Below are 24256 nucleotides of genomic sequence, written 5' to 3' on the forward strand. Positions count from 1 at the left end.
GTTAAAAGTTGACACGGAAAAGAGCTTCAGAACATATAAATGAAGAATCAGCGAAAGTCGGAATTATTCATAAAGAACCTTAAACATAAATTTCAGAGGGCAATTGACAATTTTGTCTTTATTGATATAATGCAGTTAAATAGACTGCCTGAATAAGCAGTCTATTTAATTGTATTCTGATACTGTATAGTAATAAAGGAAATAATCGGTATCTAATCGCCAATTCTGAAGACTAAAAGTTGCGTTGAATTAGCAGCCAGAGTCATCCCTGTCCCGCTGCAATTGCCTGATTGCCCTCTGCCTAAACGAATTTGCCAATTGGTTCCCGCAGGGACGGTTGTGGCATACGTAATTGTTCCTCCATGGTTGGATGCGTTCCCTTCAATATGGGAAGCTGTATTGTGTATCCTTGTTGTTGAAGCATTTAAAGGGAAGTCTACAATATAGGAACTGAGCGTACAGCCGGTATTATTATGCGTTGCTTCATAAACTACAGTCATTTGATAACTGCCTGCAGGAAATGTAATGGTACTGGTTCCGGTATTATAAGTTAAACCGGGAATGCTGTTTTTAACGACTGTCATAGGAATAACTGATGAAGCACCTGCACCCACGCCGTTTAAAAAGTTGGTCTGGGCACTTTCCAATCTGAAAATTGCCGGCGTAGGAACGGATAATGAACCTAAGGATCCAATTGATTTCACCACGCCGTTTGTATCCGCTACCAGTAATCTGTCTGTTGATGAGTTTCCGGAAGTGATTCCTTCCAGACGGAGCGGATCAGTTCCGTTGACATGAAGTTTATTTGCCGGGGTAGCGGTTCCTATTCCTATTCTGTCATTTGCCGCATCTACTGAGAATGTATTCCCGTCTACTGAAAACGCATTTGCTGTATTTCCCGTAAAACTTAGCGTATTGCCATTTTGGGTAACCGTTCTATTGTCAGTAAGCGTTCCGTTTGAATTATAGATATTTACAGGTGTCGAAGTATTGCCTGTATTTACCCAGACACTGCCGTTGAAATAATAATATCCGATGCTGTTGACATTGGCAACCTGTCCAAGGCTTGGCGTAGTGCCTGTCGGTGCTGTAATATCAGAAACATATAATAATGTTCCGTTTTGTAATGCCCCATAGGTTCCTGAAGTTTTTGAAGCCAACTGTTGTTTTGTAATCCGGGGAGCAATAATTCCATCTTTTGCTGAAACATCAGCAGATTTTCCCAGGACATCCAGAGAAGCCTGCGGCGTTGTTGTATCAATCCCTACCTGGGAGTATGCGATGCTACTCATGCAGGTAAGAGTCAATAATAAATAAGAAGTTGCGATTTTCATAAATATTTCATTTTTAAAGTTAATTTTTAAGATAATAATATACAAGCCTTAGTGTATTAAAGGAAATGTAAATTGAAAAAATAAAAATTCTCAACAAACAGAGAATAATAAAAAAAAGTCGACAATCAACACAGTAAATATTTTATCAGAGAAATTGGAGACTGCTTAATTGTTATTCAGGATTATTCAGTTTTTAGGATTAATATGTTACTTTGCATAGAGTATTGATACCACACTGCTTAACAAATATAGTTTTTTTTGAATAAAAAATAATAGTTTGGGAAAAATATTAATCATGATTTATTTTTTGCAGATCTTTATAAATTCAGGGCTAAAAGTTCACCATATTTCTTAAAAAGCACTTCAATATAATTAATATTAAAAACGATATAATCTTTTATACTATTCAATTCAAGGACAGGTTACCTGAGCTGTTTTTCCTATTTTACAAATAGGCAAGCTGATCCCCAACTCTTTGAATATATCCGATTCCTTAAGTATGACGTCACAATTGACAAATTAGGACAGCAAGTATTTTTCTGCTCTGATATCGTTCAATACTTTTGCACTTGAAATTCAGCATCAGGCACCAGCAAAAAAACAACAAATAATTTTTCTCAGCTCCATAATTATACTGAAAGATAAAAACGGTCTTCCATATAAAAAAGGACAATTTGATAATATCTCAGACCACCTTTCAAGATAAGAATTCAAGTTGATGATGGTTTGGCTTTTTAAATAAATCAGCGTAGATAAATTGATATGAGTTTTAAGGTATCAGATAGTAAGAATACCTGTAATAATATTCAGCAACAAATGATAAATATCACTTATGTGAGATAATTGTTTTCATATATTTGCCCCTATTAAACTATACCATATACATATTGAATACAGCAACTCTGTCTTTTCTTATCTTTTTATTTAATACAATAAATTCATTTTAAAAAAACACGACATGTTTTGTCGCTTTGTGAAATTACCTTCGCCAATGATAAGATATTATATCATATTATCTCATAAAACCATTTTACTAATCACAATTAATTAAACTCATTATAATTTCAATATTTATGAAAACAAAAATTTTATCATTAGCCATTCTGGCTTCGTCATTGGTTTCTGCCCAGGCCTGGAATATAACAGGTAATTCAGGAACGAATTCTGCCGCTAATTTTATCGGGACTTCTGATGCCAGCGGTTTGGTCTTTAAGACCAACAATACGGAAAGGATGAATATTGATGCTGCTGGAAAAATCACCTTAAAGCAGATGTCAGATCAGGACCTTTCTTTTGAGACGTTTGGACGCTTACAGTTCAATACCGATACCACTTCCGATGGTCTACATATTTTTAACAATAAAGAGATGTCTGCAGGCGCTGATCTTGTATGGATCAGTTCTGCATATCAGCCAAATGATACAGGTCTGTTCAGTATTTCCTCCCCGCCTTCGGCTACCGATTGGTCAAAGCCTGTATTTTCAGTAAGATCCAATGGTAAAGTTTTTATGGGGGTAAGATTGAATTTTATGCCGGCTTGCAGCGACTGCAATGAATACAGGCTTTTTGTTCAGGACGGAATCAGGACTGAAAAAGTAAAGATTGATATTGCCTCCGCAAACAACTGGGCAGACTATGTATTCAAAAAAGAATATAAGCTCAATACGCTGGAAGAAGTGGAAAGGCATATTGCAGAAAAAGGGCATCTGCCGAATGTCCCGTCTGCTGAAGAAATCGTAAAGAGCGGGATCAATGTAGCGGAAATGGATGCCAAGCTTCTGGAGAAAATTGAAGAGCTTACGCTTTACTCAATCGAGCAGAATAAACAAATCAAACAGCTGCAACAGCAGGTTCAGGAACTGATATCAGCAAAAAAGTAATACCATGAAAAGAAAAATACTATCGCTGTCTTCTTTACTGATAGGCTTCTTCGGCTTTTCCCAGACGGAAGTGTATTTTAAATATGACGAAGCCGGGAACCAGAGGTACCGGGGAACGAATTCAGCCGGCAGGCAGGCTCCTGAAGAAATTAAAGAAGTAAAAAAAGCAGAAGAAGTAAAAACCGCAGCTGCCGTGAAGCAGGATCCTGTGATGGACGAGAAAGCTTTTTTAAAGCAGATCAGATTATACCCGGTTCCTGTCAACGATTACCTGACCATCGACTGGACGGAGGAGGTGGACGGGCTTATCGAATTCGTTTCCCTATACCAGCACAGCACGGTGCACTGGAAGTTCCAGCAGCAGAATATCCCGGGTCTTAACAGGAAACTGAAAATCAACATGACCGGCTATGACTGGGGCGTTTATGTGGTCCGCTTTGCTTTGAAGGACGGCAGGGTATTCAGTAAAAACATCACCAAACGGTAAAACTTTTAACTAATAATAATGATTAACGAAATGAAAATGAAATTATTTTCATCATTTATACTGTCTTTATGTACGGTCATGGGCTTTTCACAGACCATCCTGTATCAGGCAGAAAGTACGACCCGGACAGTCCAGGATCCTCAGACGGTGGTACTGGCCCAGGGATTCAAGGCATCAGGAAGCGTATCGAATCCTTTTGTGGGTAAAATTGGCCCTGCGACGGAAAATCCGGGCGGCGGGCCAACGGATTCTAATGCGGGAGCTAGTAACTCATCAGGAACTACAGAAACTACCAGCAATAAATTTCATGATACTCGTGGAGGTATAGAAGTTGGTGGAGCAGGTCAGCTTCAGTTTGCCCTACCTATTGCTTTACCGCCGGGAGTTAAAAACGTAGCCCCGCAGATTAATCTTATTTATACAAATAATTCAGGAAATGGAGTCGCTGGATACGGTTGGAATATTTCAGGAGTTTCTTCTATTATAAGAATAGGAAAAAATATTGAAAAAGACGGTGATGCCCAAGGGGTCCAACTAAACTACTCAGATTATTATAGTTTTAATGGACAAAGATTGATTCTAAAGTCAGGAGAATATGGAAAAAACGGAGCGGAATATGTGACTGAGAAATATTCAAACTTAAAAATAAAATCTGTCGGGACGCTCAACCAGATTTATGTAGGATATCAAGGTCCGGAAATATTTGAAGTTATATTTGAAGATGGATCAGTTGCTATTTATGGAGCCATTTCTTATGGGTCTACCCAATCAATGTATAATGCAACAACTCCAATGGAATATAATATTAAAAGTTGGAGAGACACTAAGGGCAATTATATTAATTATAATTATACTCAGAGCAATAATGTATCTGTTATCTCATCTATTCAATGGGGAGGAAACGAGATGTTGGGTAAATCGCATTTTAATGAGATTGTGTTTAACTATACTACTAGGGATTTGAAAGAACAATCTTATGTAAAAGGCATTTCATTTATTCAAGATAAATTACTAAGTAATATTATTGTTAATACAAATGGGGGGCTGTTTAAGAAATATGCAATCAGTTACGTTAAAAATGGAACTAATTATCAGTTTGTTAAAGAAATAACAGAGTCAAATTCACAAAATCAAGATGCTAATCCTGTAACTTTCACTAACATCTCTGATCCTACTGTTAGCAATATATTTCAGCAAGATAATAGGTTCGATGATATTTATGGGGAGAATGTCATTTCCGGTGATTTTAACGGTGACGGTAAACCGGACTTTTTGAAAGGAAATGTGCTTATGCTTGGGAGACTGGACGGAACAGGGCAATTTATAAATGTTAGTTATACTGGGGATATTTTTGCAACAGGCAGTTTTAAGAATAGTAATAATATTCTTTCGAATAAACAGCAATTGTTTTCAAAAGAACTTAATTACCAGAGTAAATCATTAATCATCAGGACTTATGAACTCCAAAACAACTCTCTGGTAAATACTGGGACAAAAACATTCAGTCTTGCAGCCTATCCTAACATTTTTTATAATTTTTATGGACAGGTATTGGGAGGAATCGTTCAAATGGAACTTATCACCAAAACCAGAGAAGGCGATTTTGACGGAGATGGAATGTCTGATTTTATCATATATTTTGTAAATATTGAAAAAGATATTTCTCCTATGACAGATTGGTATGAGGAGCATGTTTATGAGCAACGCCAATTTTACGTCAACTTAGATAAAAATCTGATAAAAGAAGTTACTGGGAGTGATTTTTACAGTGCAAGTACTCATTATCCATACAATGATAATAAACCTTATATTAAAATAACGGATAATTGTTATATGGGTAATTTTACAGGTCTGGCGAAGACTGATATATTGACAATTACTAATAATAATTTCAGTGTCTATGAATTAGATACACAGCAAAATTTTATTAAGCTATTTTATACCAACAGAGAATCGTTAGATGGAAAAGTATACTTGGGGGATTTCAATGGCGATAATAAAACAGATATTCTCGCTCCGATAACAAATGATTCTTCTGATTGGAGAATGTATCTGTCTACAGGTAATGGCTTTAAAAAAGAATATTATTCCAACTTATTTTTATACCAACCCACCCCTCCAAAGGGACCTGGAAGAAAATTTAGAGAAATTGTAAGAACATATTCTACATCTGATTTAAATAGGGACGGTAAAAGTGATTTTATAATCTTTGAATCACAAAAATGGTTCAGAGATGGTGTATTAGACTGGAATAATCCAGATTCAAGCTATGGTTTCAATTATTTGAGAAACGAAGGTTCAGACGCTAATGGTAGGCCTATTTTCAGTAATGTTTATAATATAGCTCCGAAAGAAGCTACAGGACTCGGAAATCCGGATTCTGAAGATATTAATTATTCTATGTATGGGGAACATTACATTCCTTTATTTGGCTCATTCCGAGTTTCAAAGCTGAATACAGATTTTGCTATTTTACATAAGACTAAATTAATTACCTGGGATTTAGGAAGTAAACTAAATAAAATTTCTTCAATAAAATCAATCAAACAGGGCGGACTAACGACCGATGTAGAATATTCAACTTTGATAAATGACGGAGGTATTTATAAATCATATTTCGATACCAACGCAATAACTTATCCGTATGTTAATATTGCAGAAAATATAAATTACAATGTAGTTTCAAGATTGACGCAAGGACAGAGAAAGCAGGAATTCCGATATAGGGATTTGATTGGACATTTGCTGGGTAAGGGAATGATCGGCTTTAGGCAAGTGGCACGTTCAACTTTCTTTGCAAACGGATTTGAAAATACTAAGATTTGGACGGGAAGCGAGATCACCCCTGCTAACGAAGGACTACCATATAAGGACTGGACAATAAGAACGACTGACGAATCGAAAATTTTTCCGGCGGATATTTCGTTAAACAATACTCAGTTATTATCTTTTAAACAATATGATTATAAAATAGATAAGCTGTTAAACGGGACAATTGTTACCGCTGTTGCAGATGCAGACAAACCTAAAATTGTTACCGCAGTTAATCCTTCTGTAACAATTTCTAAAGATTTTCTAAAAAATATTAAGACTGTTCATACTGTAGAAACTTATAACAGCATTTATCTTCCGTTGAAATCTGTTAAAAATATAAATGATGGATTTGCTGTATCAACCTCTGAATTGGAATATTATCCTTCGGACACAACACCAGGAAGTAACTATAATATTGGAAAACCCAAAATAAAAACAGATATAATTCAGGCCTATGGTGATACAAAATCAATAAAAGAAGAATATACCTATGAAAATAATCTTTTAAAGACTCTTAAAACCTGGAATAGAGATAACTCAGGCTATTTATTAGAAACTTACTCTTATGATGGTTTCGGGAATATAGTACAGAAAGTTGGCAGTAACAGTTTAGATTCAAAAACAGAAACCGCAAAGACAGAGTATGAGGACAAAGGTAGATTTGCTGTTAAAAAAATTGATAATCTGCAATTGGAGACCGTTCTAAGCTATAACAATTGGGGACAGGTACTTACTGAAACTGATCCCCTAGAAAATACCATTACCAATACATACGATGGCTGGGGTAAATTGCTCACAAGCAAGAAAAACCTAGGCGGTACAACTGCATACACTTATGAGCTTGTATATGGTCCTTCTATTCCTCCTGCACCTGCACCGGTTATCGGAACGAAGTCTATAGAGTACTTTCCCGATGGAAATCAAAATATCACTTATACTAACTTGCTGGGACTGATTTATAAAACCTCTACGAAAGCTTTCGGACAGGGACAATTTATTTCAAAAGAAATCCAGTATGATGTTTTAGGAAGAAAAATAGGAGAAAGTGAGCCTTATTTTGAAGGCCAGTCAGCATCTCAGTGGAATTCAGTTTTATATGATGATTCTGTCTTTCCATCAAAAGCTACCGTTACTTCTTCCAATGGCAAACAGATGGAGGTGATCATTTCAGGAAGCATAACAACGGAAAAAGAAGTAAACGGCTATGGAAGAATAACTACAAAGGCTACAGATGCATTAGAAAATATTATTTCTTCAAGTGATAAAGGAGGAACAATTACTTTCTCATATAATGCTGCGGGAGAACAAATACAGGCTAAATATGCAGAGAATACAATAACTACTAAGTATGATGTCTGGGGAAGAAAATCCGAATTTAACGATCCTTCCAACGGCGTATATAAATATGAATATGAAGGACAAGGACAATTAAAAAAGATAATTAGTCCTAAAGGTACCAAAGAATATACCTATAACAGTTTAGGTCAGCTTACTACACAAAATGAAATATCAACTTCAGATAGCGGCCAGGCTACCAATAAAGTTATTTCTTATTCTTATGACAATAAAGGGCGAATTACTTCAAGGTCAGGAACCTCAAAAGGGAAGCCTTATAGCTCAAATGCAGTTTACGATCCGCAAGGAAGGTTAGTTTCCTCATCGGAAACAAGTAATGGAAAATACTTTATCCAGAAAGGGATGACCTATGATGATAATGGAAGAATTGTCTCTTACGAAAAACAGCTGTATTCTTCGGGGGTCATGACAAAAGTAAATATTGAGAATGTGTATAGTCCTTGGAATGGTGCTTTATATCAGGTAAAAAACCAGTCATCGGGAAAAATACTTTGGCAGCTTAACGATACAAATGCTAAGGGCCAAATCTTAGCTGCTAAACTTGGATCAACAAATATCAGCAATGCTTATGATGCTTATGGATTTTTAAAAAATGCTAATCATTCTTCAGCAACCACCCAAAATATTTTGAAGCTGACCTATTCATTTGATGCCATAAGAAACGAACTGAAATTTAGAAAAACAGAAGGTGATTTCTTTATTGAAGAATACTTTGATTATGATGATAACAACCGTTTGATTAATTGGACAGATCCTGTTACAGGCATTAAACCTTCAGCAAACAGAAATGTTTATGATATCAAAGGGAGAATCATGGAGAATGATCAAGTAGGTGCCATAAAGTATGAGAATTCCTCGAAAATATACCAGCCGACAGGAATGACGTTAAATACTGTAGGCGAGCTAAATTATACAAATGATCTAATCCAGACTATTGTTTATAATGAAAACAACGATCCTATATTTATTGATGGGATGAAAGGTGATGTTGCTTTCCAGTACGGATTGACGAGCATGAGACAGAGGGTAACTTACGGAGGAAACTTTGCTGGGGATGCAAACGGTAAATATACTAAATTCTACAATGAAGACGCAAGTTATGAAGTAGTGGTGGATAATACAACTGGAGCCGAGAAACACGTTATTTATATTGGAGGAACACCTTATGAAAGCAATATTGTTTTTATTAAAGATTATGGAGAAACTACGGGTTCATATAGGTTTTTACATAAAGATTACTTGGGAAGCATTTTAGCAATTACTGACGAAATAGGATACAAGATCGAGCAAAGGCATTTTGATGCCTGGGGCAATATGACCCACTTCAAGAAAGGTATTAATGCCGTTGTTACAGATCGTGATCAGATCAATACGCTTATTGCCAATGGAAATTTACTATTAGACAGAGGTTACACAAGTCATGAATATTTTCCAGAAGTCGGGATCATTCACATGAACGGCAGATTATATGATCCTCTATTAAGAAGATTTCTGAATGCAGACGAAAATATTCAGGATCCGTATAATACGCAGAATTATAATAAATATGGTTATGTATTAAATAATCCTATGCTATATAATGATTATACAGGTGAAGTTATTGGAATCGATGATATAATTATTGCTGTTGGTGTTGCTATCTTTATATCAGTTGCGACGGATTATTATTTAAACAGACCTGTTAACCTAGATAGCATGTTTCAGTCAGTATCTATGTCATTAATGTCTATGGCAGTATCTACAGGTATCGGGGACATCTTTAAAGCCGGAGGTGAGGTTGCCAAATCACTGGGGAAATGGACAATTGTAGCTAGAGCTGGTGCACATGCTATTGCACAAGGTACACTTTCTTTTATGCAAGGAGGTAAATTTTGGAGTGGAGCATTGAGCGGAGCTTTTGCCAGTGCATCTAATGATCTTTTAGGGCTTGCGCTGGACAATACAAGTTCAGGCAGTATCTTGAAAAGTGATGGTTTTTCGTTGCTTAATGGAGCGGTTAGTGGAGGAATTGGTTCTGTACTCGGCGGAGGTAATTTTTGGGTTGGAGCAGGACGTGGTCTTATTGTTACCACTTTTAATTTTCTTGCACACAAGATAGACAATGATCCAAGACCAAAGAAAAAAGGAAGTGGTTTTAAAATACCTAGACTTGGATTTAAACTCAAAGCTCCATCTCCACACGGAACATTAATGTCTATTATAACCGGCCAGTCAAGACATATGTGGGGACCTGATGCAGTTTCTATCTCTGTTTATGGACAGGTATCGTCAGGTATCAATGTCACAGGATCTTATGGCTATATTATGACATTGAATGGTAAATCAGGTTATTCAAAAATGTATGGGGGAGAAATAGGCGGCGGAACAGTTAATGTAGGCGGCGGAATCGTTTATACCGAATATTATTGCGCTTGTTCAGAGTCAAAAGTAAGTACCGGATTATTTATGGGTAAAGGATGGTCCGTAAATGCACAGCTGGATGATTTTGCAAAGTTAGGTTTTGGTGCATCTTGGAGTAATGATAATAGCTGGAAATATAATACCTATATGCTGTCAGTGAGTTTTGGTCTTGACCTCATTCCTACTGGGGTAGATATAAACTTTAATAAGAATATGTCTTCTCAGGATTTTAGGCAATTAAGAGGTATATTAGAATCTCAAAAATAAATTATGAAATATTATTATATATATCTTACCCTTATGTTGTGCAGTTTACTTTTTTTAAATTGTAACAAAACAAAAGTAGCCGAAAGAAAGTTTAATGACTATGAATTTAATACCTTAATTTCTGGACAGGGTAGCTTTAACATCGGTCATGCTTTTACTATTGATAAGAATGTTTATGTGGAGGATGATTTTGATTTCATCTATTATACCAAAAACATTGAGGAAAGAAAGTTTTTAATACCAGGCAGCTTTGGGAATGACAATTTCCCTGTCTACTGGAGAGAAGTTAATCTTCCTTTTAGAATTACAAAAAAGGTAAAAGGAGATACATTAATTCTGACAAAAAATAAGAGAAGATTTATTTTTAAAAGGGTTAAAAATTCGGATTTCTAAAACATAAGAAAATGAAGCTACGAAGGTAGCTTCATTTTTATTTTACTAAAATTTATTTTCTTTACTTTTAATAAAAATCTCTAAACTTGATGCTATCTAATCCATTTTATTGTCTGAGAAATTTGAATCCTCTGCATATCATTTTACGATTAACTCATTAAAGGCTCACGGGCTGGATTTCAGCGGATTTGTTAATCAGTTTTATAATTATGGAGGAAAATTCCCGGGAATTTTCAACTGGACAGATGCCATTAAAAATATTGTTAATTTTAAAAAATAAATAATGAAATATTTTATAAGCATATTTTTTATTTTTTTGATAAACTGTAAACAGGAAAAAAATAAGCAAAAAGAGAATGATATTATAAGTATAGTGCATGAAAGCAATGGTATTATAAATGATATTACGGGTAATTATTATATTCTTGACAATAGATTTAAAAGTTCTGGTAAACATAGTTTGGATATGACTTCTAATGACATTAATACGATTAAAAAAAAATTATCCAGGAAGATATATATAAATTAGAAAATAATTTAAAATTTGTTAAATCTTGTACATCAATTTGTCTATCAGAAATTACGATAAGATATAGATCAGGAAGAATGCAACACTTTATTTTTGATAATTATCAGTATAAATCTCTTATTAATGATCAATCATATAAAAAGATTGTCGATCTTGAAGAAGTTATATCAAAAATTATCATGGGAAAAAAAAATGATCCTGAATCTAAAAATGTAAATTTTTAAGATTAATTAAATTACTTTTTATAATTAGTTTAGATAAATACTTTATTGATATCTATATTATCAAGTATAAAATAATTGTATAAGTAAAATGCCCCTAAAAGTGTCTAACTTTTAGGGGCATTTTTTGTGGTAAAATTGAAATACAGTTTAAAATTTAAGATTGGATTTGTTTAAACTTTTACTAGCATATCAGTCTGCTTCAATGCAAAATGATCTGACGCTCTGTAAATCTCCTTTTTATCATCTGATTTTTCCTCTGTTCAAATCAATTATTTCTCAAAACACCGCTGTTTTTATGTATTAATGTTTTTTAGAGAAAGTCACAAGGATTAAGGAGAAAGCCGTTCGTTTTTTTATCTGATTTCGAAATTATTTGAAAAAGAATCAAAATAATACTTTAATCTTGGAAAATGATATAAATGTTTTATTATCTTTGAGAAGATAAAAAATTGTAAAATTTTATAACTGAACCAAATTCTATTATTATGAAAAATTTAAAAACTTTGTCAAGAAAAGAACTGAAAGCCATTAAAGGAGCGGCATCTGTTTCAAAATGTCCTCCCGGGAATTACTATTGTCCTGAAGCGGCAGTATGTGTCCCGATTAATGCAGAATGTTATATCATAGTACCGGATATACCGGCAGAAGGATAAGCAGCTCATTAATTAAAATTTAAAAAAGTTCTTCGTAAAGAAGAACTTTTAATTTATGTATCCGTCAGTATTCTTAATTCTCTTCATCGCTTCCCTTGAATAATCTTCAGAAGCAATATGGGGAAAACCAATATGTTCCGCGCTGCCAGACAAAATTCCTCAAATTATCTTATATGAGCAATTCTAAATCCTCCGGAAAAATTCTGACTTTGATATCAGTCACGATTTCTTTGATTTTCTTAAAACTACAAAATATTTAAAATAACTGTTCAGCCTTTAATAAAATATAATCAGCTGAACAGTTTTGTTTTTTATTTTTATGCCGGATTATTTCTGGCCTTTTCCAAGTCCCAAACTCGGTGATTGGCTATTGCATGGATAAATGATTCATCAGGATTGGTATGATCGGAAGTGATAATTGCAGAATCCTCATGTTTTTTATTCTTTACATTGCTAGCGTTATAGATATCATCCGTGTCCTGGCCAAAGTAGATGGCTTTACAATGTTTGTATGCTTCATTAACAAACAAAAGCGTTCCCGGTTTATTATCTTCATCCAACAGGTTTTCTGCTGACTGCTTACCGCTGCAGATGTATAAGGCATCAAAACAGACACTTGCTGTACTCGTGAGGGAGTGTTTTGGATGAAAAGTTGTTCCATCATCTCCTTTTACAGCAGCAAGGCTTCCTGCGATAATCTGTACAGTTGCCCCTTCTTTTTCAAGTTTTGCCTTTAAATCGCTTACGTCTTTTGCATGCACTCCGTTTTCCATGATAAAACCGATAACCCGGCTTTTTATGGTATCTTTAACTGTATTCTTCATGCTTAAAGCATCAGAACTCTTGGTTGCAGGCTCTTTTTCAGTACTCTGAAGTGTTTTTGGATCAGCGTCTGCAGGAATGCTTCCGTTAGGCTGTTCTAACACCGTTACACTTACACCCACTTTTTTAGCAACTGATGCTGCTAGCTCTTTATTGATAAAATTCAGTTGACCGACAACTCTTTCACGGATGGCAGGAATGGTAACTTTAGACAGTTCAAAAATCAATGCATTTTGAAGATGCGTTTTTTCAGGCCCGGACTGGCTGTTGTAAAATAATTTTGCCTGAGAATAGTGATCAACAAAGCTCTGGCTTCTTGCCCTGATTTTCTTACCATCAATCCGCTCTTCATGCGAAGTGAATCCACCGTCCTTCATCATTGACTGGAAAGGACACCCTCCGCCTAAGGTATTCGGTTCATAACTAACCTTTCCTTTTGCAATTTGCTGGCGCATATGCCCGTCTCGCTGATTATTGTGAACGGTATTGACAGACCGGTTAATAGGTATTTCATGAAAATTCGGAGATCCCAGTCTGGATAACTGGGTATCGGTATAAGAAAACAGCCTTCCCTGCAGCAATGGATCATTGGAAAAATCTATTCCCGGAACCAGATGTCCCGGATGAAAAGCAATCTGCTCAGTTTCTGCAAAAAAATTATCAGGGTTTCTGTTCAATGTCAGGGTGCCCACCAATTGAACCGGTACTTCTTCCTCAGGAATCAGTTTTGTAGGATCCAGTAAATCGAAATCGAATTTGTGCTCATCTTCTTCAGGAATAATCTGTACACCAAAATCCCATTCCGGAAAAGCACCGTTTTCAATGGCTTCCCAAAGATCCCTTCTGTGGAAATCCGAATCTTTTCCTGAAATTTTTGTGGCTTCATCCCAGGCTACTGAATGTACTCCTAATTTCGGCTTAAAATGAAATTTTACAAAGTGTGTTTTTCCCTCTTCGTTTATAAATTTAAAGGTATGGACACCAAAACCTTCCATCATTCTATAGCTTCTTGGAATTGCCCTGTCACTCATTGCCCACATAATCATATGCATGCTTTCCGGCATAAGCGAAATAAAATCCCAAAACGTATCATGTGCGGATGCTGCCTGCGGAATGGCATTATCAGGTTCAGGTTTTACCGCATGGACCAGATCCGGAAATTTAATTGCGTCCTGGATAAAAAATACCGGAATATTGTTTCCTACCAGATCATAATTGCCTTCTTCAGTATAAAACTTGATAGCAAAACCTCTTACATCTCTGGCAAGATCAGTACTTCCCGCACTTCCCGCAACAGTAGAAAAACGGACGAAGACAGGTGTTTCTTTCCCTTCTTCAGACAAGAAGTTTGCCTTGGTATATTGTGCCAGGCTTTTATTGATCTTAAAAACTCCGTGTGCTCCGGAACCTCTTGCATGTACAATTCTTTCAGGAATTCTTTCATGATCAAAATGAGTGATTTTCTCCCTTAAGATAAAATCTTCCAATAAGCTGGGCCCTCGCTCTCCTGATTTAAGCGAATCCTGATTATTATTAATTTTCAATCCTTGATTGGTCGTTAGAGCCTGATTATCATTTCCTGTGGTGAAGTTATCCAGCTGTTCTAATTTTGGATTAGAATTTTCTTTCATATCTATAATTAATTTTGTTATCTTCTTAATGAATGTTCAACAATGAAGCCAAAATATCTTTATTGCTGAAGTATTGCTTATATATTCTGATACGGGAAAATTATCAATTGAATAATCCTGTTTTAATCGTTTGGATTTTTATCATTATGTAAGTCCTACACTGCAACCGGCTCTGTTATATTTTTATTTTTCTTGTCTTTCATCAGTACATATTTCCTTGTTATTATATCCCGCGATATTATGCAGCTGATTATTGAGGCCATATTTAGATAATGGCATTAAAATGGGTGATAAGAAACCATAATAATCAATACGGTTGATTACTTTGTTCAGTTTTTACAAATAATTTATAATCAAAGATTTGAAATACACCTATAATAAGTCAGAGTTAGCAGGTTTGATAACTTCTTCACAGGTAATCGGTCATAATTCTATTAATGAAGCGGCAGAAACGGATTCTGTAGATTCTTTTCCTGTTCTTGCCGTATCGGAATTGCGATCCAAAAAACTTCTGACCGCCAGTATTCCTCCAAAATATGGAGGATCAAATCTGGGCTTGGCTTCCGGAACGAATCTGGCATTGCTCACAATTTTAAAGAATATCGGTAAAGGAAACTTGGTAGTGGGAAGAATACTTGAAGGTCATATCAATGCCCAGATTTTAATTAATCAGTTTGGCACTAAGAAGCAGAAAAAGATTTTTGCAGCAGATGCATTTAAGGGAAAAATTTTCGGTGTTTGGAATACACAGGCCGATGACGGCACTTACTTATCAGAAAATAATCAGGGTACCTATTACCTGAACGGCACTAAAACGTTTGCCACCGGAACGGATTATGTGACCCGGCCTTTAGTAACTGCTGCAATGAAAGACGGGTCCTGGCAGATGTGTGTCGTGCCTTTGGATAAGGTAAACGTTAAAAGTGATCCGGCCTGGTGGAATCCGATGGGCATGAAGGCAAGCAGAAGTTTTAAAATGACATTCCTCGAATCACATATTCCGAAAATCAACTTGTTAGGATCTTCAGGAAATTATTACCAACAACCAGGGTTCAGCAGCGGTGCAGCGCGCTTTGCAGCAGTACAGTTAGGAGCAGCTGAGCGATTATTAGATGAAACAAAAAAATATCTGGTTAGCCTAAACAGAACCCAGGATCCTTTTCAGAGAATGCGCCTGGCTCAGATGGCTATAGCGGTAGAATCAGGAAATCAATGGTTGCATGCTGCAGCACTGCGTATGGATTATTATATAGAAAGACCTACGCAGGATAATGGAGAAGGGTTTGTAATCTATATCCATATGATGCGTACCGCCATTGAACAGATTTGTACCGAAGTCATGACGCTGTGCCAAAAATGTATTGGTGCGCGCGGATTAAACGCGCCTTATCATTTTGAACGGATTATCCGGGATCTCAGCACCTATTTAAGACAACCTGCTCCTGATGCAATTTTGCAGGATGTGGGTAAGCATATCCTGGAATCTGATGTTTCAACAGATGAAATTTGGAACCATAACTTTAAAAAAAGTAAAAAATGAATCAAATAAATTATGAAAGTATTCCTTTAGCACCGGAGCAATGTGTTACGGGATTCGGTACTACGCTTATTATAGCCCCTCATGCAGATGATGAAAGCCTGGGATGTGGAGGCGTTATTTCATTGTTGAGAAAATTCGGGCAGACGGTCTATATCGTTCTGCTCAGTGACGGTACGTTGTCACATCCGAACAGTAAGGAGTATCCTGCCGAAAGCCTGAAAGCCTTGCGGGAGAAGGAACTGCTTGATGCAGCCATGATTCTGGGGGTGCCCGAGGAGAATATTATTTTCTGCAGGTATAAAGACAGACATGTACCTTCAGTATATGATGAGGGATTCAGGGATTCAGTAGAGAAAATATCCAGAATTTTTGAAATCCTTGAGCCTCAAAGCGTATTTGTCCCGTGGCGCAGAGATCCGCATCCGGACCATCAGGCTGCTTTCCAGTTGATAAATGCCTGTGGTACGGGGAATGCAAAAATATATGAATATCCTATTTGGATGGAAGAACTTGGCCAAACGGAGGATTTGCCTACTGATGAAGAATCAATTCCTTTCCGGCTGAATATAAGCAGTGTGCTTGATAAAAAGCAGGAGGCTATAGCACAGCACCGTTCTCAAATTACGGATCTTATTACTGATGATCCTGCAGGATTCCGGCTTTCAGCTGAAATGCTCAGCCGTTTTAATGTACCTTACGAAACATTTTTTATATCAAAATAATGGAAGAGAAAAAATCTTTAAACCCAGAATATTTCAAGGATGTATACGCTGCTAATGAAGATCCCTGGAATTTTGAAACCAGTGAATATGAAGCCGCAAAGTATTCGGTAACAATTGCTTCGCTGCCCGGGGAAAAATATGAAAATGCATTGGAAATCGGCTGTTCTATCGGTGTCCTTACCCAGATGCTTGCAGAAAAATGCATCCGCCTGCTGGCTACAGATGTGTCGGAAAAAGCCCTTAATATGGCAGCTAAACGCTGTGCTGAGCTGGATAACGTATCTTTTCAGCTGCTTAGTTTTCCAAAGGAGCTCCCGAAGGGTCAATATGATCTGATTATGATTTCTGAAGTGGCTTATTACCTTTCATACAATGACTGGGAGTATGCCATGAAAATCCTATTGGAAAGAATTCTTACAGGGGGACATATTGTCCTGGTTCATTGGCTCCCTGAAGTTCATGACTATCCGCAGACGGGGGATGAGGTGCATAACAGTTTTAAGAGATTCATGAAAAATAGAATGATCAATATTTCCTCAGAAAGAAGAGAGAATTACAGAATCGATGTCTGGGAAAAGCTGTGATCCGGGTAATGCTTAAGTTCCGTTTCTAAATCCTGGATTGCCGTGTCAATAGGAACCTTTGGATATTTTTTAAGATGATGTGTCTGATGTAGTTTCAAAATTTCTTCATACCATGCTCCGAAATAGCAGTGATTATTAAAAGAATAATAAATTTCCTCATTGACATCAATTTCAGGAATTATATTTTTTATGCTTTGATTGAAATTAAATCCGGCCCGGTTCTTCGATTCCCATAAATCCATCAGCATCTTCTTCTTGACGAGCCTGTTGCTGACGGTATGAAATGATTCTGTAGTAAAGTTTTTAAAATGGTCCGGATTTTTCCACATATTGAGCTGAGATGATAACCCTACCGTTACTCTTCCAAGATATCTTGCAGAGGTATGGACTCTTACTTTCAGGCTATGCCGAATCTTGGCATCGATATTTTGCAGCCTGTCAAAAAATGCGCAATCTTCCAGATCATCTACTACGGGGATCCCTCCTGATTTTTTATAACAGTCAGTGGTAATCGCAAAGCTGCCATTAAAATGCTGATGGTGCCTTGGATAGGGATCATGCGCGGAGCCGATGATTTTGCTTTCCAGTTCTGCAATTAAAAGCTGATACCGCTCATCCTTAAAATGGCACGCCCGGGTTAAGTTATCCAGGCATTCCAGTTCATCGTCATAAAGAAATATCCTGCCTCCGACAGCTTCTGCGCCGTTGTTTATTTCCCGTTGTGTCTGCGAGATCCAGTCTTTTGCTACGGTCGTATCGCCATCTGTAGTCAGTATAATTCCTCCTCCGTTTTTAAGAAGCCTTGTATAGGCACATTCCATTAATTTTCTCCGTATGTAGCCGATATTTGCCTGGTGTGAAGGTAATATTGCTTCTTCCAGGTAGATATTCATATGTGGATGATTGCGCTGGAATTCTTTTATGCGCGCTGCGGAATCATCTGAACAATTGTTTGCCAATACTAAGATTTCGAATTCTTCCGGCTTGACAGGCTTTCCGGAAAGATCAACCTGCATGGCAAATGCAGTAAGATTCTTTAAAATATATGCTTCTTCGTCCTTAACCGGAATTACGACACATAATTTTACACCGGATAAGATTTCAAATCTAGTAAAGAAAGAATGATCAGGGGATTCAGTATCATTTATCATGTGGCTAATAATATTTAGAAACAAATTATATATTTATTTGCAATTCTGATACCACCGGGGTTTTATTTATAGGCCAGAGCAGCAGACGAGCTGTAATGTGGTATTTAAACTTAAATACTGCAGGGAATGAAACGCTTATTAAACATTAAGATAGTAAAATTAAAATACACAATATCTGAAATCAAATAGCTTTGGCGGATGCATAAAAGGGAAAGGAACCAAAAGGCCTGAAACGGTTTTTATTATTTTTTCGAGTTTGCCATTTATAAGATAAACACCTGTAAACCGGCAGTTTGGTGAGTATTTCTTTTTAACCGCATATCTATAAAGTATTTGGCACCGTCAGAACCCGAACTCAGATATCCGCAAGCGCTCTTGGCAGAAAGTAGCAGGGAATAAATAGCGGAATGGAAAATAAATAATAGATTTTTCATAGGCATCAGTTTCCTGAGATGCACAAAAGAGTCTGATAGCATGATAAAAACATTTCAATTGCGTATTGGTCTGAAAGTTGTGATGTCAAAAATATCTGAGTAAATAATTTTTACTGATAATTCAGATTCAGAACCACATAAAAATAATATACATTATGGAAAAAAGTATTGTTAACAATGACAATAAATTCAGTGTAAAAGGTTTCGGCGCTTCCGGAAATTTGATCAATGGGAAATCATTAAAAGAAATGGATATTGTCCGGGACAAGCCTAAGTCAGATGAAGTACTTATTGAAGTCCTGTATTGCGGGGTTTGCCACAGTGATATCCACCAGGTAAATAATGACTGGAAAAATACAAGATATCCGTGCGTTCCCGGCCATGAGGTAATCGGGAAAATAATTGAAGTAGGATCTGAAGTTTCAGATTTTACAAAAGGCCAGATTATAGGAGTAGGATGTATGATCGACAGTTGCCAGGTCTGTGAATCGTGTAAAAACGGGGAAGAGCAGCTTTGCCTCGGAGAACATGGCGCTACCATGACTTACAACGGTTATTTCAATGATCCTGAATCAGACTATAATACATTTGGAGGCTATTCCAGCCACATCGTTGTTAACAAGGAATTTTTACTGACACTTCCTGAAAAACTCGAGCTTTCCAGTGCCGCGCCTATACTTTGCGCCGGCATTACAACGTATAGTCCTCTTAAGAAAGCCGGCATCGGAAAAGGTTCTAAAGTAGCCATTGTCGGTATCGGCGGTTTGGGGCATATGGGCGTGCAGATTGCAAAAGCAATGGGTGCAGAAGTAACGGCCATTACCACAAAAAAAGAAAAGCAGGAAGAAATACTCGGGTTGGGTGCCGACAAGGTGCTGATTTCAGATGATAAAAAAGATATGGAAGCCAATGAATTGGCTTTTGATTTCATTCTGGTCACTATCCCTTATGGTTTTGATATCAATCCTTATATACCGCTTTTAGGTGTCAAAGGTTCGCTGGTAACAGTAGGCCTTTTGGGGGATTATGAGAAACCGCTCAACAATATGGAAGTTGCAAAATTCAACAGGTCTGTTGGAGGTTCATTAATAGGCGGTATTAAAGAGACGCAGGAAGTTTTGGATTTCTGCGCAGAGCATAACATAGCACCGGAAGTAGAAATGATTAAGATTGAAGATATTAACAATGCTTTTGATAAAATAAAAAATGAAGAAGTCCGCTTTAGATATGTCATTGATATGTCAAAGTAATCAATACCTCTTTTAAAATTCAGTGCAGATTTCACCGTTTGCACTTTTGATTTTCAGATGGTTTTGTAAACATTGTAGTATGCATTTGCCATACTATACAAAGTATCGGATCATTCTATAAAACAAGCAATAAATCCTGACGCTCGTCAGGATTTATTGCTTAAATAAAAAGGAGTATTCTGAAAAGTGATATTATTTTCCATGATATGTATGAAATGCGGCTGCAGATGTTCAGACGGCATTGACTTTCTGTTTTTATCTTGGTGCAAACAAGATTCTGTGTTGTAAAGATGATAAGCATATTGCTATGCCTCTGGGATACAATGGGTTATTCATCAGTATAAATATAAAAGTGTATTAATATTCTAATTTTTTCATTTTATGTATATTCTGGCATATGTATTGTCATACCCAATAAACATCAAAAAACAAAATTATGAGCGATCAACAATCTGAATTAGAACACGTTGAAAAAACAATCGAACTGGTAGAAACCGGTATTGAAAAAGAATCCAAGACAGGGGCTGCACCCAATATCACAAGCTGGATCAAGATCCTTGAAGGCCGCCGCGGGTATGCACCCATTCTCCATGATTTAGAAAAATTGAAGGATGCCATGTCTGAGAAAGACAACAAAAAGATCTGCAGCCTGCTGGAAAAACTGGGGAATGCCACCGTTGAGGCTGCTGAAAAAGCAGAAAATGAAAAAGACAGCGCATCTGTTAAGAAGTTGGGAAAAGGTCTTCTGAAAATTTCGAAATTGGTTGAAAAATTAACAGGAGAAAAGAACAAGTAATTACGGGTACAGTATATTTATAAACTATATTGTATTGCGACTAAGCCATTCAGATTGTCTGAATGGTTTTTTGTTTATTGTGCAGGAAATTATCCATTGAGAATGCAAATACCTAAGACATTATGAAGGTTGTGGTTGGTGCAAAACAGATTTCTGCGGATATCTTAATTCACCTTTCCATTATACCACCATCAGAGATAAATAAAAAGCAGATATTAGTTACCGGCATTAAAGCCAAAAACGAAATAATACCGGAAAACAGATTCGTTGTTAATGATAAAAAGGAAGATTTTATTAATGAACTGCTTATAATTGATTTAATGTACGAATCAACTTCTTTCTCTCCTCACTTCCAGTTGTTGAAAACCTCAGCAAAGGAATTCCGTACTTTTCCAAAATTGCATTTTTCATCGCATCTCTTCCGGCTTGCAGGCTTTCCTTTTTATGATATTCATAACCATCCACTTCTATGGCTAAAACCGGATTTTTGCCCAGTTTATTATACATCAGAAAATCAAGATGTGTGGCATGGTGTCCGGCGTACCGTTTTTCTTCCTCAGAAAGCTTGTCAAAATCCAGCAGCAGGTTTCTTAAAGGAAAATGCAGGACAACATCGTATTTGGAAAATTCGTCTAGGGACAACACTTCTTTGATCAATACATACATCAAATTCTCGCTGTCGAAAACCGATTTTTTCTTTTGTTTTGACAAAAGTACCCTTCGTTTCTCTTCATATCCTTTGTACAGGTAATCAAAAACAGAGTGGAGCTCACTGTGGAAGGTGGTGAAGTTATGGTAATCAATATAGCGGATCAGGTCAGAGATATTACTGTCTTTCTCTGTTTCATTTCCGTTGACCACCAAGATCAGCTGATCTTTGGCTCTGGAAACGGCAACATTCAGACGGTTGGGGCTATCGGTAAAATCTGATATTTCATTGTCTACCGTAGAAAGAATGATCACATCATTTTCCCTTCCCTGAAATTTATCTACGGTATCTGCTTTAACTGTGGTTCCCTGAAACGTACTTTGTAAAGCTGACATCTGATTCCGGTAAGGCGTTACGATGCCCAGATCTGATTCTTCCAGGCTTTGCTGTGGGATAATTTCCCGGGTAATCACATCAATCTGCCGTTGGTTCATTCTTTCCCGAGCATGATTCCCGGCTACGGTTTTATAAACCATCAGGGGATTCCGGCCGGTCTTGGCTTCGGACAAAATAATCAATTGGTTGTTGTAAAATTTCCGGTTACAGAAATCAATGATCTGGGGATGGCACCTGTAATGTTCCTTTAAAAGGGTCTTCGGACAATCGGGAAATAATTTCGTTACCGATGAAAGAAGACTGTGGTTGGAATATCGGTACGCTTCGGGAAGCTGATGTGCCTGAAAAATAGGATCTGTCTTTTTTGCCGTCTCGGCATTGACTACATTGGGAAGCTGTTTCAGATCTCCTACAATCACCGCTCTTCTGGCACAGGATAAAGCCAGTACGCCCGTTGCCAGATCTACCTGCGAAGATTCATCAATGATTACAAAATCATAGACCATCTTCTCGGCAAGGCTTCTCCGGAGGGAGTAGGTCGTACTCATAATCACCGGATAGTCCCTGATGAATTCTTCTGATTTCAGACGCAGATCCGCTGCCGTATATTCCAGACGTTTTTTTTCCTGGTACTTTTGATGCAGGGCATGCCTGAAGAGCTGCATGGAGACTTCAGTATATGTTTTCATTTTCTCCCCGAAGGAAAAATCCTGCAACGCCGATTCCAGCTGTTGTTTCCTTAAGCTGAGCTCTGCAATTTTTGTAGTGTAGTATTTTGACTGGACCAAGCTGATCAATTCCTGATAAGACCGTTCATAAAAGGTTTTGTCTCGTACGCCATAGAGAAAAGGAAAAGTCAGTTTCCGCCACCAGTTGAGTTTTTTACCGGATTGCTCGTAGCTTTCAATGGTGATCCAAAGGGAAAGCAACTGATCAGAACTGACGTTTTTTTTAAAACGTACGTCTGCAAGTATATTAACAGAACCGGTAAAGTGCCGGTATTCGGTTTGTATATTTTCTGCTTCCAGTTTCAGGGAAGCCAGTTCGTTTTTGAATTCCAGTTTTTCTGAAAGCTGGGCAAAAAGTTGGGTGTTATATTCCTGTAAGGAACTTACTTCTTCAAGAGATAACCTCCAACCGGACAGATCCGGGATTTCAGTCTGGGATTCAATGAACTCCCTTTTCTTTTCAGAGTTTCCCAGAAGAGCAGCTATAAAAGAGATTCCGCTGCTATCCAGCTTATCAAAAACATTCTTGGTGGCAGAATTATTGCTCGAAACCACCGCCACACTCTGATCGTTCATCACCGCATTGGCAATGATGTTGAGGATGGTCTGGGTTTTTCCTGTACCGGGAGGCCCTTCAATAACGCTTAACGGACTTGAAAAAGCTTCATTTACCGCATCCTTTTGACTCAGGTTAAAACCAAACGGGAAAATCTCAACAGGAGAGGAGTTTATGCCTTTCTCCGGTTGTTTTTGATTCAGGTAATTGGAAAGAATGGATGCTTCAGGAATAAAAGATATTCTGTCATAACTATCAGCAAGAATATTATTGCCTTCTTCTGTTTTCAAGCCAATGGTCTCTGCAATTTCTTTCAAATAACCGAAAATACGTTCTGCTTTTTTGGTTTGCAGTGCAGATTTCACAATTTGAATTTTGTTCTGATTGTAAGTATAGGATTTACCGTTGTTTTTATAAATTACTAAACATTTATCATTCTTGAAAGAATAGGATTCTATTTCATCGGTTCTGTCCTTGCCATCAATGAAGATGGCTTGGGATTTAAGTTGTGGAGTGGTGTTTTTGATCATTGGTTGGTAGTTCGGTACAAATATAATAAACTGTTAGTAAAAGAAAATTCTAAAGGCAATTTTTAAATTGTCCCGAATTTCAGGATAATTTATTTTTAAGAAATCTGCGCGTTATGATTAGTTTTATTTG

At 37.0% G+C, this 24256-nt stretch carries 15 protein-coding genes; 11 read left to right on the top strand and 4 right to left on the bottom strand.

The window, feature by feature from the left end; translation table 11 throughout:
• Positions 1-212: 212 nt before the first annotated feature.
• Positions 213-1334: a hypothetical protein gene (locus SD427_RS07225; protein ID WP_320560603.1), complete on the bottom strand. Its 1122-nt coding sequence runs from the start codon at positions 1332-1334 to the stop codon at positions 213-215.
• A 1073-nt stretch (positions 1335-2407) separates the two neighbouring features.
• Here SD427_RS07225 and SD427_RS07230 point away from each other — a divergent pair.
• The 6 genes from SD427_RS07230 to SD427_RS07255 all read left to right on the top strand — a co-directional run bounded on the left by SD427_RS07230 (position 2408) and on the right by SD427_RS07255 (position 12337).
• Positions 2408-3214 (top strand): cell wall anchor protein, encoded by an 807-nt coding sequence (locus SD427_RS07230; protein WP_320560604.1) that lies wholly within the window; start codon positions 2408-2410, stop codon positions 3212-3214.
• Between the two features lie 4 nt (positions 3215-3218).
• The gene (locus tag SD427_RS07235) at positions 3219-3701 is read left to right on the top strand and encodes a hypothetical protein (RefSeq protein ID WP_320560605.1); all 483 of its coding nucleotides are present in this window, start codon (positions 3219-3221) and stop codon (positions 3699-3701) included.
• Between the two features lie 18 nt (positions 3702-3719).
• Complete coding sequence (locus SD427_RS07240; protein ID WP_320560606.1) at positions 3720-10538, top strand: RHS repeat-associated core domain-containing protein; 6819 nt, start codon at positions 3720-3722, stop codon at positions 10536-10538.
• Positions 10539-10541: 3 nt separating this feature from the next.
• On the top strand, positions 10542-10931 hold the full coding sequence (locus SD427_RS07245) for a hypothetical protein (protein WP_320560607.1): 390 nt from the start codon (positions 10542-10544) through the stop codon (positions 10929-10931).
• 109 nt (positions 10932-11040) lie between these two features.
• The gene (locus SD427_RS07250) at positions 11041-11211 is read left to right on the top strand and encodes a hypothetical protein (protein WP_320560608.1); all 171 of its coding nucleotides are present in this window, start codon (positions 11041-11043) and stop codon (positions 11209-11211) included.
• Between the two features lie 958 nt (positions 11212-12169).
• Positions 12170-12337, top strand: a complete 168-nt coding sequence (locus SD427_RS07255) for a bacteriocin-like protein (protein WP_320560609.1) — start codon at positions 12170-12172, stop codon at positions 12335-12337.
• Between the two features lie 317 nt (positions 12338-12654).
• Here the strand turns inward: SD427_RS07255 and SD427_RS07260 are convergent, their stop codons facing one another.
• Complete coding sequence (locus SD427_RS07260; protein WP_320560610.1) at positions 12655-14790, bottom strand: catalase; 2136 nt, start codon at positions 14788-14790, stop codon at positions 12655-12657.
• 361 nt (positions 14791-15151) lie between these two features.
• On the opposite strand from SD427_RS07260, the gene SD427_RS07265 reads away from it, so the two are divergent.
• Genes SD427_RS07265 through SD427_RS07275 form a run of 3 tightly spaced genes read left to right on the top strand, consistent with a single transcriptional unit; the run spans position 15152 to position 17636 of the window.
• Positions 15152-16330, top strand: a complete 1179-nt coding sequence (locus SD427_RS07265; protein WP_320560611.1) for an acyl-CoA dehydrogenase family protein — start codon at positions 15152-15154, stop codon at positions 16328-16330.
• Positions 16327-17052 carry a PIG-L deacetylase family protein gene (locus SD427_RS07270; protein WP_320560612.1) on the top strand — a complete coding sequence of 242 codons (726 nt, stop codon included), beginning with the start codon at positions 16327-16329 and terminating at the stop codon, positions 17050-17052. Before SD427_RS07265 ends, SD427_RS07270 begins: the two co-directional genes overlap by 4 nt.
• Positions 17052-17636, top strand: a complete 585-nt coding sequence (locus tag SD427_RS07275) for a class I SAM-dependent DNA methyltransferase (protein ID WP_320560613.1) — start codon at positions 17052-17054, stop codon at positions 17634-17636. Before SD427_RS07270 ends, SD427_RS07275 begins: the two co-directional genes overlap by 1 nt.
• Here the strand turns inward: SD427_RS07275 and SD427_RS07280 are convergent.
• The gene (locus SD427_RS07280; protein WP_320560614.1) at positions 17606-18787 is read right to left on the bottom strand and encodes a glycosyltransferase; all 1182 of its coding nucleotides are present in this window, start codon (positions 18785-18787) and stop codon (positions 17606-17608) included. The genes SD427_RS07275 and SD427_RS07280 overlap by 31 nt on opposite strands.
• 589 nt (positions 18788-19376) lie before the next feature.
• On the opposite strand from SD427_RS07280, the gene SD427_RS07285 reads away from it, so the two are divergent.
• Positions 19377-20471: an NAD(P)-dependent alcohol dehydrogenase gene (locus SD427_RS07285; protein WP_320560615.1), complete on the top strand. Its 1095-nt coding sequence runs from the start codon at positions 19377-19379 to the stop codon at positions 20469-20471.
• Between the two features lie 436 nt (positions 20472-20907).
• Entirely contained in the window at positions 20908-21267 is a 360-nt protein-coding gene (locus SD427_RS07290; RefSeq protein ID WP_320560616.1) for a hypothetical protein, read from the top strand.
• Between the two features lie 306 nt (positions 21268-21573).
• Here SD427_RS07290 and SD427_RS07295 read toward each other — a convergent pair whose 3' ends face one another.
• Complete coding sequence (locus tag SD427_RS07295) at positions 21574-24126, bottom strand: AAA domain-containing protein (RefSeq protein WP_320560617.1); 2553 nt, start codon at positions 24124-24126, stop codon at positions 21574-21576.
• Positions 24127-24256: the final 130 nt, after the last annotated feature.

Source organism: Chryseobacterium sp. JJR-5R, assembly GCF_034047335.1.
Classification (GTDB): Bacteria; Bacteroidota; Bacteroidia; order Flavobacteriales; family Weeksellaceae; genus Chryseobacterium.